Origin of the sequence: Roseobacter sinensis, assembly GCF_025755255.1 — a bacterium.
GTDB lineage: Bacteria > Pseudomonadota > Alphaproteobacteria > Rhodobacterales > Rhodobacteraceae > Roseobacter > Roseobacter sinensis.
Genome location: NZ_JALIEB010000011.1, coordinates 44,608 through 59,792 on the forward strand (window position 1 = coordinate 44,608; position 15,185 = coordinate 59,792).

The following is a 15,185-nucleotide window of genomic DNA, read 5'->3' on the forward strand; positions in this document are numbered from 1 at the left end:
CCGGGGCCTTGCGGCATGAACGGGCCATGACATTGAGGTTACGCGCGCTCGGCGTGCATTTGTTTACGGCCACGGGCGCGGTATTTGCCATGCTGTCGATGTTGGCAGCGGTCGACGAGAAATGGGATCTGATGTTCCTCTGGCTCGTCGTGGCCTTCTTCGTTGACGGAATAGACGGCCCGCTGGCGCGCCACTACCACGTGAAGGTGAACGCACCGGAGTTCGACGGGGTGCTGCTGGATCTGATCATCGACTATCTCACCTATGTCTTCATCCCGGCCTTCGCGCTCTTCAAATCGGGTCTGATGGACGGCTGGACCGGCTGGTTCGCGATCATCGTGATCACCTTCACCTCGGCGCTTTACTTCGCCGATACACGCATGAAAACAAAGGACAACTCTTTCTCCGGCTTCCCGGGATGCTGGAACATGTTGGTCCTTGTGATCTTCGCCTTGCAGCCGAACTTCTGGGTCTCTCTGACGCTGGTGACGGCGCTGGCCATCGCGATGTTCCTGCCGCTGAAATTCGTGCATCCCGTCCGCACAGAGCGCTGGCGGGTCATCACCCTGCCCATGGCACTGGCCTGGACCTTCTTTGCAGGTTGGGCGGCCTGGGTCGATTTTCACCCACAAAGCTGGGCGCATTGGGGGTTGGTCACCACCTCGGTCTACCTGGTCTTTGCAGGCATCGTGCAGCAGATCTTTCCGACCCGGAACAACGGAGGACTGTAGCACGCGGTGGCCTGAAAGCCCACCGCACCTGCCTGCTCCGCCGCTTGTGTTGGCAGGTTGGGTGGGCTTTCAGGCCACCCCTGGTCAAATCAACAGGCCCGCAGCTCCCTCGTGGCGCAGAAGCGCGACCTTGGTCTCGACGCCACCCGCGCCCGAGAACCCGGTCAGCCCCTTGGCCCCCATCACCCGGTGGCAGGGAATGATGATGGGTATCGGGTTGCCACCACAGGCCTGACCCACGGCCAGGGGCATGGCGCCCAGATCCCGCGCGATATCGCCATAGGTGACCGTTTCGCCAAAGGGGATCGCACGCATGGCGTCGCACACCGCTTGCTGAAAGGCCGACCCTCGGACACGCAGTGGCAGGTCGAACGCCTCGCGCTCTCCTGCATCGTATTCCGCGACTTGGCGCGCCGCCTCCTTCAGGAGTTCAGTGGGCGCCCCCTCGTCGCGGCCGGTCCAGCGCACTGCGGTGATCGCCCCGTCGTCATCGACGAGGGTCAGGCGGCCGAATTGGGTATCTACGCTCAGGCGGGGCATGCGGGCAGAGTGGCTCAGACCGGCCGGACCAGCAACCCGGAACCTGCGCTTAAAGCGTTTCGCCTTTGACCCAAGGCAGGGTACATCACCAATTGCGTTGATTTCATTGCAGTCAGGCAGCGATAGCGGATGCCGATCCAAGGCGAATTGCCTTAAGTGGACGCGAGCCCAACGCGGATCGGGCCACGCGCCGTGCACGCGGACACCGGGCGGCCCTTTTGCGTCACGACAATCTCTCCGGCCTCGGCCAGCGCATCCGCCACCTGGCGCACCTCGGCCATGAGATCGCGCCAGCGATCCGGCGAGAGCGCCCGTGCCACCTCGGACGGGCAGAATGTCTTTCCCGGACCGCGACGCAGCGCGAGCCTGCGGATCTCCGCCGCGATCGCCGTCTGCTCAGGCGACCGCGCTGTCACAGCGCCCGCACACACCCGGTGCGGCATGGCTGCCCACGTCCGGCAGGATCTTCCAGCAGCGCGCGCATTTCTCACCCTCGGCTCTGGCAAAGACGACCGCCACCCCCGGCACCTCCGGCAGCGTGAATGCCCCCTCGGGTCCCGCGCCCGCGGCGATGGAAATCTGCGAGGTGATGCAGATGTCCTCGAACGGAAGCGCCTCCAACGTCAGGCGCAACGTGTCGTCTGACACATAAACAACCGGGGCCGCCTCCAGCGAGGCGCCGATCACCTTGCCTGTGCGCTCCACCTCCAATGCGGCGGTCACGACCCGACGCGCAGCCCGCACCCCGGACCACCTCTCGGCCAGGTCAGGCGCCAGCCAGTCGCGCGGGGTGTCGGGGAAATCCTGCAGGTGCACCGAGCTGCCCGGCTCGGGGAACCGGTCCAGCCAGACCTCCTCCATCGTGAACACGAGGATCGGCGCAAGCCACGTGCTCAGCCTGTGGAACAGCAGATCGAGCACCGTGCGCGCAGACCGCCGCGCCAGCGTGTCGCCATCGCAGTAGAGCGCATCCTTGCGGATGTCGAAGTAGAAGGCCGAAAGGTCCAGCGTCGCGAAGGTGAAGACGGCCTGCCAGACGCCCTGGAAGTCGAACCGCGCATAACGCGCCCGGACCTCCTGATCGAGTTCAGCCAGACGGTGCAGCACCCAGCGCTCCAGCTCCGGCATCTCGGCCGGTTGCACCCGGTCGGCTTCGGTGAAGTCGCTCAAGGAGCCCAGCATGTAGCGCATGGTGTTGCGCAGGCGGCGGTAGCTGTCGGCCACGCCTTTCAGAATCTCATCGCCGATCCGCTGGTCCGCCGTGTAATCCGTCTGCGCCACCCAGAGCCGCAGGACATCGGCGCCGTATTGCTGCACGATCTTCTCAGGGACAATCGTGTTGCCGATAGATTTCGACATCTTCATGCCCTTGGCATCCAGCGTAAAGCCGTGCGTGACCACGTTGCGATAAGGCGCATGACCCGTCGTGCCCACCGATTGCAGAAGCGAGGAATGGAACCAGCCGCGGTGCTGGTCGGTGCCCTCCATGTAGACGTCTGCAATGCCGTCCTCGGTACCATCCGCCCGGTCGCGCAGCGTAAAGGCATGGGTCGAGCCGCTATCGAACCACACATCGAGGATGTCCATCACCTGATCGTAGTCGTCAGGGTTGACCACATTGCCGAGGAAGCGCTCCTTCGCGCCCTCCTCATACCAGGCGTCAGCCCCTTCAGCCTCGAAGGCCTCCACGATCCGTGCGTTGACCTCTTCGTTGCGCAGCAGGAAATCGTCATCCGTCGGCAGCGCACCCTTCTTCGTAAAGCAGGTGAGCGGCACCCCCCAGGCGCGCTGACGGCTCAGCACCCAATCGGGCCGCGCCTGCATCATCGAATAGAGCCGGTTGCGGCCTGACTTCGGCGTCCAGTTCACCTTGTCGATCTCGCTCAGTGCCCGCTCACGGATGGTGAAGCGATCCGCGCCCACGGCCATCTCCTTGTCGATGGCCGCGAACCACTGCGGCGTGTTGCGGTAGATGACCGGCGCCTTGGAGCGCCAGGAATGGGGGTAGCTGTGCTTGATCTTGCCGCGTGCGAGCAGCCCGCCGACCTCAGCGAGCTTGTTGATCACCGCCGCATTGGCATCGCCCTCCTTGCCCTTTCGGTTCAGGATGTAGGTGCCGCCGAAGAACGGCAGATCCTCGCGGAACATGCCCTCATCGGTCACATTGTAGGTGATGACCTCCTGCAGCATATTGAGATCACGGTAGAGCTCGTACTCCTCCATCCCGTGACTGGGCGCGCAATGCACGAACCCGGTGCCTTCCGTATCTGTCACGAACTCCGCCGCGCGGAAGTCCCGCAGGTCGTCCCATTCGCCCTCGGCCCCGTCTTGCCCGCTCAGCGGGTGGCTCAGGCGCAGGCCCTCGAACTCCGCCGTGTCCACATCGCGCAGACGGCGGTACATGGTCTCATCCAGCCGCGCCCGGCCCAAGACATCCGCCGCCATGTTGTCGGCCAGCAGATACCGGTCGCCGATCCGCGCCCAGCAGTCCTCGGGCCGTCCGGTGATCTCGTAGAGCCCGTAGGAGATGTCGGACCCATAGACCACCGCCTTGTTCGACGGCATGGTCCAGGGCGTCGTCGTCCAGATCACGACATAGGCGTTCATCAACTCGCGCCGCCGCATCTCAGCCTCGGTCAGCGTGGACAGGTCGGGCACCACAGTGGGATCGTCGCCCGTCTCGACCCGGAATTTCACCCAGATGGTGAAGCTTTCCTTGTCGTGATACTCCACTTCCGCCTCGGCCAGAGCGGTCTGCTCCACCGGCGACCACATCACCGGCTTGGAGCCTTGATAGAGCGTGCCGTTCATGAGGAATTTCATGAACTCCTCGGCGATCACGCGCTCGGCGTGGAAATCCATGGTGAGATAAGGCTCACCCCAATTGCCCGTCACGCCGAGCCGCTTGAACTCTTCGCGCTGCACACCCACCCAGTGGTCCGCGAATTTGCGGCACTCGGCGCGGAAGGCATTGATCGGTACCTCGTCCTTGTTCTTGCCGTCCTTGCGGTACTGCTCCTCGATCTTCCACTCGATGGGCAGCCCGTGACAGTCCCAGCCCGGCACGTACCGGCTGTCGAACCCCATCATCTGGTGGCTGCGCACAATGATGTCCTTGATCGTCTTGTTCAGCGCATGGCCGATGTGCAGGTTGCCGTTGGCGTAAGGGGGTCCGTCATGCAGCACGAAGCTCTCGCGGACTGGCTTTCCATCTTCGCCCGTCCGGGCGAGGGCCTTCTCGCGCAGCCGGTCATAGACCCCGATCTCCTCCCAACGCTTCAGCCACTCGGGCTCGCGCTTGGGCAAACCAGCCCGCATCGGGAAGTCCGTCTTCGGGAGGTTCAGCGTAGATTTATAGTCGTGTTTTTCGGCGGTTTCGGTGGTGTCGGCGCACATTGCGGGCGTCCTTCGAATGTCGTGTCAAATATCGGAAAAGCGGTCGGTGCGAGCGGCTCAAACACCTTGGCCCGGCGTCTCATGATCTCAGAGCGCCGGGGATATAATTCGGATGATGATCAGGCAGAAATGATCCATGAGGCGCCTTATACGCAGCGAGTTCTGCTCCGACAAGTCCCGTCCCGCCGATTGCGGGCGCCACGGAAGGGCCACAGCTTCGCACCCCCCGTCTATCGGCCGTCCTGCTCCACGGACCCGCCGGAGCATGGCCTCCTTCACCCGTCCCAAAATACTCCGGGGGGTGAGGCCCGGTCCGCGTCAGCGGCAAACTGTCCAGCGGACAGTTTGAGGGCCGAACGGGGCGGAGCCCCAAATTGCTCAGCACCGGGGGCAGCCCTCTACTCACGCATTCACATGCGCCCAGACCTCGGACATCACAACCGATCCCTCGCCCACAGCAGAGGCCACGCGTTTGACCGATCCCGCACGCACGTCACCGACAGCAAAGACGCCGGGACATGAGGTTTCATATTGCGAGCGCCCGCCCGCCTCTGCGCCCGTCAGCACGAACCCCTTGTCGTCGAGCTTGATCAGCCCCGACAGCCACTCCGTGTTGGGCGCAGCCCCCACCATGACGAACAGCGCCGAGGTCTTGAGCTCCCAATCCTGCCCCGAGGTCCGATCGCGGATGGTGATGCGCTCCAGCGCCTCCTCCCCATGCAGCGCCCTGACCTCAGTGCAGATGTGCACGGTGATGCGCGGATGGGTCGTGAGCCGCTGCAGAAGATAGTCCGACATCGACGCCGCGAGGCTCTCGCCGCGGACCAGCACATGCACATGTTTGGTCGTGCGCGCCAGATACATCGCCGCCTGCCCCGCCGAATTGCCGCCGCCAATCACCGCGACCTCGGCATCACGGCACCAGCGCGCCTCGACCTCCGTCGCCGCGTAATACACCCCCGCGCCCTCCAGCCGCTCCAGCCCCTCGAGCGGCAGCTTGCGGTACTGCACGCCGGTGGCCACGATCAACGCCTTGGCACTGACCTCCTGCCCGTCGTCGAGCGTCGCGTGGAACCACTTCTCATCGCACTGCCGCAGGGTCGCGGCGCGGCGCGGCACAGAAAACTTGGTGCCGAACTTCATCGCCTGCACCTCGCCGCGCCCGACCAGATCGCCCCCCGAAATGCCCGTCGGGAAACCCATGTAATTCTCGATCCGGCTCGAGGTGCCCGCCTGCCCGCCCACGGCCATATCCTCCAGCACCAGCGCCTTGAGCCCCTCGGCGCCGGCATAGACACCCGCCGCCACACCCGCAGGCCCGCCCCCCACGATCAGCACGTCGAAGCTCTCCACGCCATCGACCGCCATATGCAGCCCCAGCGCCTGTGCCACCCCGCGTGGCGTCGGCGGGTCGATCTTGCGCTCGCGGCCAAAGATCACGCCGGGATGCGCTTGGGCAATACCGCATTGCTCGGCCAGCGCCATCGCCTCCGGCGAGGTCACCTCGATCTCGCGATAGGGGATGCGGTTGCGTGCGGCAAAGCTCGCTACATGACGGATGTCGCGGCTGATTTCCGAGCCGATCAGCGTGAGCGCCGAATCCGATTGCTCTACTGCCCGTCGCCGCCGCGCGGCCATGACCGTCACGATGATATCGCTCATCTCGGGCATGTCCGACATCATCTGCAGCATGTCCGCGCGCGGCACGCAGAGCATGGTGCTGTCGACGACGGCTCGCGCACCTGCAAGCGATACACCGCCCGAGAGAAACTGCAGATCGCCGAAGAACTGCCCCGGCCCCAGCGTGGCCGCCCCGAGTCGCTGCATATTCGACGGATTCACCGCCTCGACCTCACCCTCGATCACATAGTGGAACTCGTCCGAGGCGCCGCCCGGCTCCTGCACGAATTCACCTGCCTTGAATTTCGAAATCACGCCCTTGCGCCGCATCGCAGCCACATGCTCGGGCTCAAGCGGCCTGCGCACCATTGTCGCCAGATCGGCGGCAAAACTCTCCATCACTCCCGCTCCTATGAGGCCCGCGGGCCCACGCCGCAGGGATCAGGTCTTGGACGCCCGGAAAAGGCCGCCCAGGCTCTGCTTTATGATATTGCGTATTTTCGGCTTTTTTCCAGATGCGAAGGGCAGCGGTCGGCAAACTTCCATCGCCGCGACGCCGACCCGCGCCGTCAGCGCGCCATTGACCAGCCCTTCGCCGAAGCGACGGGACAGTTTGCCGAGGATCGAGCCGCCCAGAACCGGCTCCAGCAGATCATCGCCGACCGCCACGGCGCCCGTGGCAACCAGGTGCGCCATCACGGCGCGGGTCAGCCGCCAGCCGCCCAGAAAGCCCGAGCGCCCGCCGTAAACCTCGGCGATGCGGCGGATCATGCGCAGGTTGGCCGCGAGGGCCGCCGCCACATCCGCCAGCGCCAGCGGCACCAGCGTGGTGACAGTCGCCACCTGCCGGGCCGCCGCTTCGACTTCGCGCTGCGCGGCGTGATCGAGCGGGCCCAGCAGCTCGCGGTCCGCCAGGATCAGCAAGCTCGCCGCATCCATCTGGTCGCCGCGCAGCTCGGCCAGCCGGTCGCGGCCCCAGCGCGTATCCTCGCGCCCCTTGTAGAGCGCCAGCAACCGGTCGGTCACGGCGCGGGCGCCCTGCAAATCGTCATCAGCCAGCGCGGTATCGGCCGCGCGGCGTAACCCATCGAGCCGCCCCAACCGACCAAGGGCTGCCACCTCGCGCAGGATCACCACGGCCAGAACAAGCAAAAAGGCAGCGGTCAAGCCGGCCATGGCCCAGCCCAGCAGCGGGTTCTGCGTCACGAGAGTGGATAGAAACCCCCAGGCCTTGATCGAAACCACCGCGCCAACCAACGCCAGCCCCAGCGACCAGACCCAACGCACCAGCCGCGACGGTTTGTGCGCGGCGATCCCTGCCGCGGCGTGCATTGCCTGCCCCTGCGGCAGCGGCATGTCGTCGTCGGGCACGGGAGGCGCCTCGGCCACCGGGACTTTCGGCGCCTCGCCCTCGTCGATTTCAATGAGAACCGGCCCCCGCGCCATCAGGAGGCGCCCTTGATCCATTCGAACCGGATGTCGGGCAGGCCCGCGTCGTTTTCGCTGCCGTCGGTGCGCGCGGTCTCAATGAACCCGCGCAACCCGTAGAACCGCGTGGCCGAAGAATTCGCCTGATAGCTCCAGAGCGTCAGCCGGTCGGTCTCGCCCTTGGCGTCTTCCAGCAGCGCCGTGCCCACCCCGCAGTCCTGCGCCTCGGGCAGCACGTAGAGCGCATGCACCTCCTCTTCCCAGCGCGCGATGAACCCCACAACCTTGCCGTCTTTCTTGGCCACGCGCACCCAGCCCGCCTCGATCATGTCACCGGCGTACATGATCTCTTCCGCAGCGGAATGCAGCCGCGGAAGCCAGGGCATGGCATCGTTCGACACCGATAGTATATGCCCCACGGCACCTGCATCGAGCGTCCGGGCCGGAGCGATGATAATCTCACTCATAGCCTATCCCCTAAAAGGAATTGGGCCGCCTTATCAAGCCGGATATGGGGCGGGCCGTCACCGGGGCGCAAAGTAAGCGGCGAGGGTGCGAAATTCATCACACGGTAGTCCTGGTCAAGCCAGCTGTCCGCACCCGCCTTCGCGGGTGCCAGCAGATGCGCGGGGTCCTCCGGCAGCGCACCGGGATAGAAGGCGGCCTGTTTGCCGGTGTCCAGCAAGGTGCCCCGGACCACGTCGAGCTCCTGTCCGTCATGGCGCATCGTTTCTTCGGTGGTGGCACGCAGCGCCGCGATCGCCATGGCAGAGCTCTCGGCACCTGCAAACCGCGCCCGGTCGGCGGCCGCACGCAGCAGCGCCTCCATAACGGCAGTCAGACGCCCGTGCTGGCGGTGGTGCAGGTGGTCCGCCTTCGTGGCCGCAAAGAGGATCTTTTCCACCCGTTTGCCCTGAAACAGTTGGGTCAGAAAGGCGTTCTGCCCGGGCCGGAAGGCACCGAGGATATCGGCCATCGCGCCGCGCATGTCCTCCACCGCCCGCGGCCCCTGATGGATGGCCCCCAGCGCATCCACCAGCACCACTTGCCGGTCGATCCGCGCGAAATGGTCGCGAAAGAAGGGCCGCACCACCTCGCGCTTGTAGGCGTCGAAGCGCCGCGCCATCTCGCGGATCAGCGAGCGGCGCGGCCCCGGCGTCTCACCCGGCAGCGGCGCGAAGGTCAGCACCGGCGAGCCCGCCAGATCCCCCGGCAGCAGGAAGCGCCCGGGCGTGCAGTCATAGTACCCGCTCGCCCGTGCGGTCTGCAGATAGCCGGTGAAGGCACCGGCCAGCGCCTTCGCGGTCGGTTCGTCGAGCACCGCCGCAGGGTCGACGGTGTCCACCCGCGCGCGGAACTCTTCCGCTTCCGGCCGGCCCGCGAGTCGCGCCAGCACCTCCGCCGACCAAGTGGCATAGTCCTTGTCGAGCAGCGCGAGATCGAGCAGCCACTCACCGGGATAATCCACGATGTCAATATGGATCGTCCGCGGCCCTTGCAGCCCGGCGAGCAGCCCCGCCCGCCGGACCCGCAGCGACAGCCGCAACTCCGAAACCGCGCGCGTGCTCTCTGGCCAGACCGGGTCTCGCGCGGTCAGCTGGCTCAGGTGGGTCTCGAAATCAAAGCGCGGCAGGGTGTCGTCGGGTTGCGGTTGCAGGAACGCCGCCTCGATCCGGCCCTCGGCGGCAGCCACCAGATGCGGCATGCGCCCGCGGTCGAGCAGATTGGCGACAAGCGAGGTGATGAACACCGTCTTGCCCGAGCGCGCAAGCCCCGTGACACCAAGGCGGATGACCGGCTCGAACAAGGTCTCGGTCACGGTGTCCTGCACGGTTTCGATCTGGCGCAGCACCGTGTCGGCGAGTGATGTCAGTCCCAATGCCCGGCTGTCCCTGCAATTCTCGTGTCTCGCGCTACATAGGCCCTGGCGCGCGAAGGCACCAGAGGGCGCAAAGCCATTTGACGGCTGCGGTGCTGCACGCTAGGGGCAGCCATATGCCGCGCTATGCCTTGAAAGTCGAATACCACGGAGGGCCCTTCGCCGGATGGCAGAGGCAGGCGGACCAGCCGTCGGTGCAGGAGGCCATCGAGACCGCTTTGGCCAAGCTGGAACCCGGCCCGCACACCATTGCGGCAGCCGGCCGAACAGACGCAGGCGTGCATGCGCTGGGGCAAGTGGCCCACTGCGACATGGTGGCGGAGTGGGATGCGTTTCGCCTGTCGGAAGCGCTGAACCATCACCTCAAGCCTGCACCGGTCGCCATTGTCGCCTGCGCCTCTGTGCCGGAGGATTGGCACGCCCGGTTCTCGGCGATGCAGCGGCGCTATCTCTTCCGCATCCTGATGCGCCGGGCGCCGGCCACCCACCAGGCCGGTCTGGTCTGGCAGGTGAAGCACGACCTCGATGTGGCGGCGATGCAGGCCGGTGCCGCGCATCTGATCGGGCGGCATGATTTCACCACCTTCCGCGCGTCGATCTGCCAATCCGACAGCCCGGTGAAGACGCTCGACCGGCTGGATGTAACGCGGGTCGAGACGCCGCATGGGCCGGAAGCGCAGTTCGACGTGCGGGCGCGGTCCTTCCTGCACAATCAGGTCCGCAGCTTCATCGGCACGCTGGAGCGCGTAGGTGCGGGATCCTGGGCGCCAGATCAGGTGGCCGAGGCGCTCGCGGCGCGCGATCGCGCGGCCTGCGGCCCGGTCTGCCCGCCTCAGGGGCTCTACCTTGCGGAGGTGTGCTATCCGCAGGACCCGTTTGCGTGACCAAAGGTGGCCTGAAAGCCCACCTTACCTGCCTGTCCCGCCCGTCCGTGCTGGCAGGTGGGGTGGGCTTTCAGGCCGCCCTGACCCGCTCAGTCATTGTCGCTGACGCCTGCTCCGGCCCCACCAGCACGGGACGCATCGCTTTCCGGCACGAAGGTCCGCGCCGCGAGCGTTGTCATGTGTTGCAGCAGCGGCGCGCAGCCTGCAATTCGACGAAGCGGAGCGCTTTGCCCAGATCGTTCGGTGAACTGCACCTTCAGGCGGTCCGGCTCTAGGACCTCGACCCGGCAGTCATAGGGCAACGTCTCCAGGTAACTGCGCGCCAAATCGGCATCACCCGTCCAACCAAACGCAGCGCCTCTGCCCTCATGCGCGGCGGGCAACACCTCTTGCAGGACCAGCGGCAGCGCCATGACCGGACCGTCGGGCAAGTCTTCCAGCGCTTCGGCCAGGGCCTCTGCCCCGCGTCCCTGCCCCAGGTGCAGCGCAGCTGCCGCGCCGAAAAGTGCCGCCTGCCCCGGCGGTGCGCCTGCGCCCCGGGCGGCCTTACCGGCAAGGGCCTGCACCTCCGCCCGGGACCAGCTCATGCGGCGAAGACCGGCAGCCACCAATCGTCGGCCCGGGCTGCCAGCTCATCGGCCAGCGGCGCGCCCTGGCAAAGCGTGATCCGCGTCCAGCGGTCTGACTTTGGATCAAATTTCGAGGCCCCGAAAAACGCCAGCTTGCAGCGCAGCATGTCGATGGGCAAACAGTCCACCCCGATCAGGTTGTCTCGGATCTCTGCGTAGGGATAGATCTCGGCCAGAGCGACCCGCTCCACCGCCATGAGGTGTTCAGGATGCCGCTCCAGGAAGTCGGGAACAGCTTCAGCGTGCTCCGGCAGATCGGCGAAAAGCGCCTTGATCCTACGGCCAATGTCGAGCGGGCTTTCGAGCTCAGCCCCCGGTTCGGCAAAGCGATCCCCCAGGCGCGGTTCCTGCTTGGCCGCACTCACATACCAGAACTGCCGGCACTGCGCCTGAGCGGCATACTCCGGCGCCAGCGCCCAGTCGAAGGCGCGACGGATGATCGCGCGCACCATCTCTGCGGTTGCAAGTGGCCTCGCAATCGGCCCCAGCGGATCAGCCATGCAGTCGGCGAGCCCATCGACCAACGCGGGGAATGGTTCCAGCATCAACGCGACCAGCAGCTCCTGCAGGTCCTCCGTCTGCGCCAATGACGCCTGAAACAGGTGCTCGAGCGCACCCTCCCTGCGGAGCGCCGCCTGGGTGATGCCAGCCATGAATCCGGACCACTCGGCGCGCAGTCTGTCGATCCGCACCTGATGCACCGGATCGGGCACCTGCCACTCGGCCAGATGCCGCGCCGCCCGCGCTGCGAGCACCATCAGACGGTCGCAATGCACGGGCTCCAGATGCCGCACCGCGCGCACCCGCGCCAGCGCCGTCTCCCGCGCCATCATCCAGTTGTTCAACAGCACCGGGTGCGTGACCAGAAAGGGCGCCATGCCGAGCCCGGTCGAATTGCCGATCCCCAGATGCCTCTTGAGGGACCGATCGAGCCGCCCCCGCCCCACATGTTCCACAAGATCGTGCGTGAACTGGCGGATCAGCCACACGGTCAGCATCTCGGCCATGAAGGGCCCCGACAGCCCGGGGCGCGTGTCGATGCAGGACCGGTCTGCAATACCGAACTTCCCGTTGCCATAGACGGCCGTCGTGCGCATCAGATAGCCGATCTCTCGGACCATCCGCTCCTCCGGTTGCGCGCCCGCCCGCAACCGCTCCACCACATGGGCAAAGAGCCGGACCGATCTGTTGGCACGGCTCAGGACCAGATCACGCTCCGTGAATCGCGCCGCTTCCTGTCTGGGTGCGGTCGCACAGATCCGCGCGATCTCCGCCGCATCTGGCACCCCGTCGTAAAGCACGTAAGAGCTGTCCCAGGCCTCGGCGATCACGCGGTCGGTGCGGTCTTCCGGCGCCAGCGCGTTAGAGACGGCCACCAGCGAATAGGTGTGACCACCAAAAGAGATCGCATAGACCGCGTGGCCAAAGCCCTCGGGGCACATCTGCCAGACGGGCCGCGTGACCTCGGCCCGTTCGGCGGCGAGATATCGCATCAGCGTGCGCAAGAACGACAGCCGGGTCGGGAACATCGCGCCCATCCGGCTCAGCCGCATCACCTGGCTTGGTGGGCGCAACGGCGCTTGCGGAGGCGGAATGAAATCTTTCATGCTTGGCCGAAGCTTTCGGCATAGAACCGGTGCCAGTTGCCGCCCATGATGCCATCGACCTCCTCGGCAGAGAGGTCCTGGGCGAGAAGCCCGTCCCGGACGGTGCCGAAATCCCGGTTGCCAGCGAACCAACTTGGCATCGGTGGAAAGCCGGGGGCTGTCGCCGAGCCCTCGCCATAGTCCACCCCCTTGGTCCAGCGCCCGACCCGCATCCACTCTACAACGCTGTCGGGCTGGTCCTGACACAAATCGGTGCCCAGCCCCAGATGCTGCGCGCCATAGCGCCGCGCCGCTTCCGCGATCATCGCGCAGAAGTCCTCCAGCGTGCAGGCGCTGCCACCTCTCAGATGATGCGGGTAGATCGAAAACCCGAGCATCCCTCCCGCCTCGGTCAGCGCCCGGAGCACCGCGTCGGATTTGTTGCGCAGGGCGTCATGCCACCACGCCGGATTGGCATGGGTGATCGCGATGGGCCGGCTCGAATGTTCAATCGCCTCGAGCGTCGAACGTTCGGCGGAATGCGACATGTCCACCACCATGCCCACCCGGTTCATCTCGGCCACCACGGCCCGCCCCATGCGCGTCAGGCCCGCATCCTCCGCCTCGTAACACCCCGTCGCCAGCAGCGACTGGTTGTTGTAGCTCAGCTGCATGAAGCGCACGCCGAGTTGGTGACAGATTTCGACCAGCCCGATGTCATCTTCGATGGGGCTGGGGTTCTGGAACCCGAAGAAGATCGCGGTGCGGCCGCTGCGCTGCGCGCGGGTCACATCCTCGGCGCAGGTCGCCTTGAAGATCAGATCACCGTGATCCTCGAACCAGCGGTTCCAGCGTTCGAGGTTCTGCACCATCTCGCGGAAGCTCTCGTGATAGGCGATGGTCACATGCACGGCATCGACACCGCCTTCGCGCATCTCTTTGAAGATGCGGGGCGAATAGTTTGCATATTGCAGGTTGTCGATCAAAGGGGCCCGCATGACACCACTGTGGAAGACATGCGCAGGCGGCTCAATGCCAAATGCGACCCACCAGTGCAGTTCACACGACGGGCCGGACCATGGGCCCGACCCGCCGCGCACTCGTTACCCTTGCTCCCCAGGTACTGGTTAAACCCACCCGGCCCCTAGGACGCGGACCGGAATTGCAAGAGGAACACCAGAACACACGTGTGAGTTCCACACACGGTGGAAGTTTACACGGGGCTAAGCGCAAAACCGCCAAAAGCGCCGATCAGATCTTCTCTTGCGTGTGTTTGCGCAGTTCGGCGCGGGCCACCTGACGGCGATGCACGGCATCCGGCCCATCGGCAAAGCGCAGCGCGCGCTGCCAGGTCCAAGCCATGGCGAGCGGCGTGTCCTGGCTGATGCCCTGGCCACCGTGCATCTGCATCGCCTCGTCGAGCACCTTGAGCGCCATGCGCGGGGCCACCACCTTGATCTGGCTGATCCACGGCGCCGCGGCCCGCGCGTCGCCCTGATCCATCATCCAGGCCGCCTTCAGGCACAAGAGCCGCGCCATCTCGATCTCCATCCGGCACTCCGCGATGATGTCGAAGTTGGCGCCGAGCTGCGCCAGCGGTTTGCCGAAGGCCTCCTTGCGCAGGGACCGCTGGCAGAGCAGCTCCAACGCCGCCTCGGCTTGCCCCACGGACCGCATGCAGTGGTGAATCCGCCCGGGCCCCAGCCGGCCCTGCGCGATCTCGAAGCCCCGGCCCTGGCCCAGCAGCATGTTCTCGGCCGGCACCCGAACATCCGTGAACCGGATGTGCATATGCCCATGCGGCGCATCGTCATGACCAAAGACCATCATGGGCCGCAAAATCTCAATACCAGGGCTTGCCGCATCGACCACGATCATGGAATGCCGCTTGTGCTTTGGCAGATCGTCCCCGCCCGTCTTCACCATAACGATATAGACCTTGCAGCGTGGGTCGCCCGCCCCGCTCGCCCAGTACTTTTCACCCGTCAATATATACTCGTCACCCTCCCGCACGCAGGACATGGCGATATTGGTGGCATCCGAGGAGGCGACCTCCGGCTCCGTCATCAGGTAGGCGGATCGAATCTCCCCCTCGAGCAGCGGCGCGAGCCAGCGGTCTTTCATCGCCGGCGTGCCATAGCGCTCGAAGACCTCCATGTTCCCCGTATCCGGCGCCGAGCAGTTGAAGACCTCGGCCCCCAGCGGCGTGCGGCCCATCTCTTCGGCGAAATAGGCGTATTCGACCGTACTGAGGCCAAACCCCTTTTCGCTGTCGGTCAGCCAGAAGTTCCACAGCCCCGCCGCCTTGGCCTTGGCCTTCAGCCCTTCGAGGATCTCGGCCTGCCGGTCGGTATAGGCCCAGCGATCGCCCTGGCCGATCTCGGCGTGATACGCCGCCTCCAGCGGCATCACCTCCTCGCGGATCATCACCGCCACCCGCTCCAGCAGGTCGCGGGTCTCATCGCGCATTCCGAAGTCCATCTGCACCTCCC

Annotated in this window: 13 protein-coding genes; 2 read left to right on the forward strand and 11 right to left on the reverse strand. The window is 65.7% G+C overall.

What is annotated here, in order from left to right; genetic code table 11:
• Positions 1 to 26: 26 nt before the first annotated feature.
• On the forward strand, positions 27 to 731 hold the full coding sequence (locus MUB52_RS15920; RefSeq protein WP_263845232.1) for a CDP-alcohol phosphatidyltransferase family protein: 705 nt from the start codon (positions 27 to 29) through the stop codon (positions 729 to 731).
• An 84-nt stretch (positions 732 to 815) separates the two neighbouring features.
• Here MUB52_RS15920 and MUB52_RS15925 read toward each other — a convergent pair whose 3' ends face one another.
• The 7 genes from MUB52_RS15925 to MUB52_RS15955 form a co-directional block, all read right to left on the reverse strand.
• The gene (locus MUB52_RS15925) at positions 816 to 1,271 is read right to left on the reverse strand and encodes a methylated-DNA--[protein]-cysteine S-methyltransferase (protein ID WP_263845233.1); all 456 of its coding nucleotides are present in this window, start codon (positions 1,269 to 1,271) and stop codon (positions 816 to 818) included.
• 152 nt (positions 1,272 to 1,423) lie between these two features.
• Positions 1,424 to 1,687 carry a DUF3253 domain-containing protein gene (locus tag MUB52_RS15930; protein WP_263845234.1) on the reverse strand — a complete coding sequence of 88 codons (264 nt, stop codon included), beginning with the start codon at positions 1,685 to 1,687 and terminating at the stop codon, positions 1,424 to 1,426.
• A complete protein-coding gene (gene ileS / locus MUB52_RS15935) occupies positions 1,668 to 4,667 on the reverse strand; it encodes an isoleucine--tRNA ligase (RefSeq protein WP_263845235.1) in 3,000 nt (999 codons plus the stop codon). Before ileS ends, MUB52_RS15930 begins: the two co-directional genes overlap by 20 nt.
• 402 nt (positions 4,668 to 5,069) lie before the next feature.
• Positions 5,070 to 6,686: an FAD-dependent oxidoreductase gene (locus MUB52_RS15940; RefSeq protein WP_263845236.1), complete on the reverse strand. Its 1,617-nt coding sequence runs from the start codon at positions 6,684 to 6,686 to the stop codon at positions 5,070 to 5,072.
• Between the two features lie 42 nt (positions 6,687 to 6,728).
• The gene (locus tag MUB52_RS15945) at positions 6,729 to 7,733 is read right to left on the reverse strand and encodes a YcjF family protein (protein WP_263845237.1); all 1,005 of its coding nucleotides are present in this window, start codon (positions 7,731 to 7,733) and stop codon (positions 6,729 to 6,731) included.
• A complete protein-coding gene (locus MUB52_RS15950) occupies positions 7,733 to 8,182 on the reverse strand; it encodes a GNAT family N-acetyltransferase (RefSeq protein WP_263845238.1) in 450 nt (149 codons plus the stop codon). Before MUB52_RS15950 ends, MUB52_RS15945 begins: the two co-directional genes overlap by 1 nt.
• Complete coding sequence (locus MUB52_RS15955; RefSeq protein WP_263845239.1) at positions 8,179 to 9,594, reverse strand: YcjX family GTP-binding protein; 1,416 nt, start codon at positions 9,592 to 9,594, stop codon at positions 8,179 to 8,181. Before MUB52_RS15955 ends, MUB52_RS15950 begins: the two co-directional genes overlap by 4 nt.
• Positions 9,595 to 9,710: 116 nt before the next feature.
• Between MUB52_RS15955 and truA the strand changes: the two genes are divergently transcribed.
• Complete coding sequence (gene truA / locus MUB52_RS15960) at positions 9,711 to 10,478, forward strand: tRNA pseudouridine(38-40) synthase TruA (protein ID WP_263845240.1); 768 nt, start codon at positions 9,711 to 9,713, stop codon at positions 10,476 to 10,478.
• An 89-nt stretch (positions 10,479 to 10,567) separates the two neighbouring features.
• On the opposite strand, the gene MUB52_RS15965 is transcribed toward truA, so the two are convergent.
• The 4 genes from MUB52_RS15965 to MUB52_RS15980 all read right to left on the reverse strand — a co-directional run bounded on the left by MUB52_RS15965 (position 10,568) and on the right by MUB52_RS15980 (position 15,180).
• A complete protein-coding gene (locus tag MUB52_RS15965; RefSeq protein ID WP_263845241.1) occupies positions 10,568 to 11,065 on the reverse strand; it encodes a hypothetical protein in 498 nt (165 codons plus the stop codon).
• Positions 11,062 to 12,714 carry a hypothetical protein gene (locus MUB52_RS15970; protein ID WP_263845242.1) on the reverse strand — a complete coding sequence of 551 codons (1,653 nt, stop codon included), beginning with the start codon at positions 12,712 to 12,714 and terminating at the stop codon, positions 11,062 to 11,064. The genes MUB52_RS15965 and MUB52_RS15970 overlap by 4 nt, the downstream gene beginning before the upstream one ends.
• Positions 12,711 to 13,691: a dipeptidase gene (locus tag MUB52_RS15975; protein ID WP_263845243.1), complete on the reverse strand. Its 981-nt coding sequence runs from the start codon at positions 13,689 to 13,691 to the stop codon at positions 12,711 to 12,713. Before MUB52_RS15975 ends, MUB52_RS15970 begins: the two co-directional genes overlap by 4 nt.
• 253 nt (positions 13,692 to 13,944) lie before the next feature.
• Positions 13,945 to 15,180, reverse strand: a complete 1,236-nt coding sequence (locus tag MUB52_RS15980; protein ID WP_263845349.1) for an acyl-CoA dehydrogenase family protein — start codon at positions 15,178 to 15,180, stop codon at positions 13,945 to 13,947.
• Positions 15,181 to 15,185: the final 5 nt, after the last annotated feature.

What these genes read in the sequence shown, in the direction of transcription:
- MUB52_RS15940 (WP_263845236.1), bottom strand. Translation starts at nt 6,686, where the DNA reads ATGGAGAGTTTTGCCGCCGATCTGGCGACAATGGTGCGCAGGCCGCTT.
- ileS (WP_263845235.1), bottom strand. Translation starts at nt 4,667, where the DNA reads ATGTGCGCCGACACCACCGAAACCGCCGAAAAACACGACTATAAATCT.
- MUB52_RS15965 (WP_263845241.1), bottom strand. Translation starts at nt 11,065, where the DNA reads ATGAGCTGGTCCCGGGCGGAGGTGCAGGCCCTTGCCGGTAAGGCCGCC.
- MUB52_RS15975 (WP_263845243.1), bottom strand. Translation starts at nt 13,691, where the DNA reads ATGCGGGCCCCTTTGATCGACAACCTGCAATATGCAAACTATTCGCCC.
- MUB52_RS15950 (WP_263845238.1), bottom strand. Translation starts at nt 8,182, where the DNA reads ATGAGTGAGATTATCATCGCTCCGGCCCGGACGCTCGATGCAGGTGCC.
- MUB52_RS15925 (WP_263845233.1), bottom strand. Translation starts at nt 1,271, where the DNA reads ATGCCCCGCCTGAGCGTAGATACCCAATTCGGCCGCCTGACCCTCGTC.
- MUB52_RS15920 (WP_263845232.1), top strand. Translation starts at nt 27, where the DNA reads ATGACATTGAGGTTACGCGCGCTCGGCGTGCATTTGTTTACGGCCACG.
- MUB52_RS15970 (WP_263845242.1), bottom strand. Translation starts at nt 12,714, where the DNA reads ATGAAAGATTTCATTCCGCCTCCGCAAGCGCCGTTGCGCCCACCAAGC.
- truA (WP_263845240.1), top strand. Translation starts at nt 9,711, where the DNA reads ATGCCGCGCTATGCCTTGAAAGTCGAATACCACGGAGGGCCCTTCGCC.
- MUB52_RS15945 (WP_263845237.1), bottom strand. Translation starts at nt 7,733, where the DNA reads ATGGCGCGGGGGCCGGTTCTCATTGAAATCGACGAGGGCGAGGCGCCG.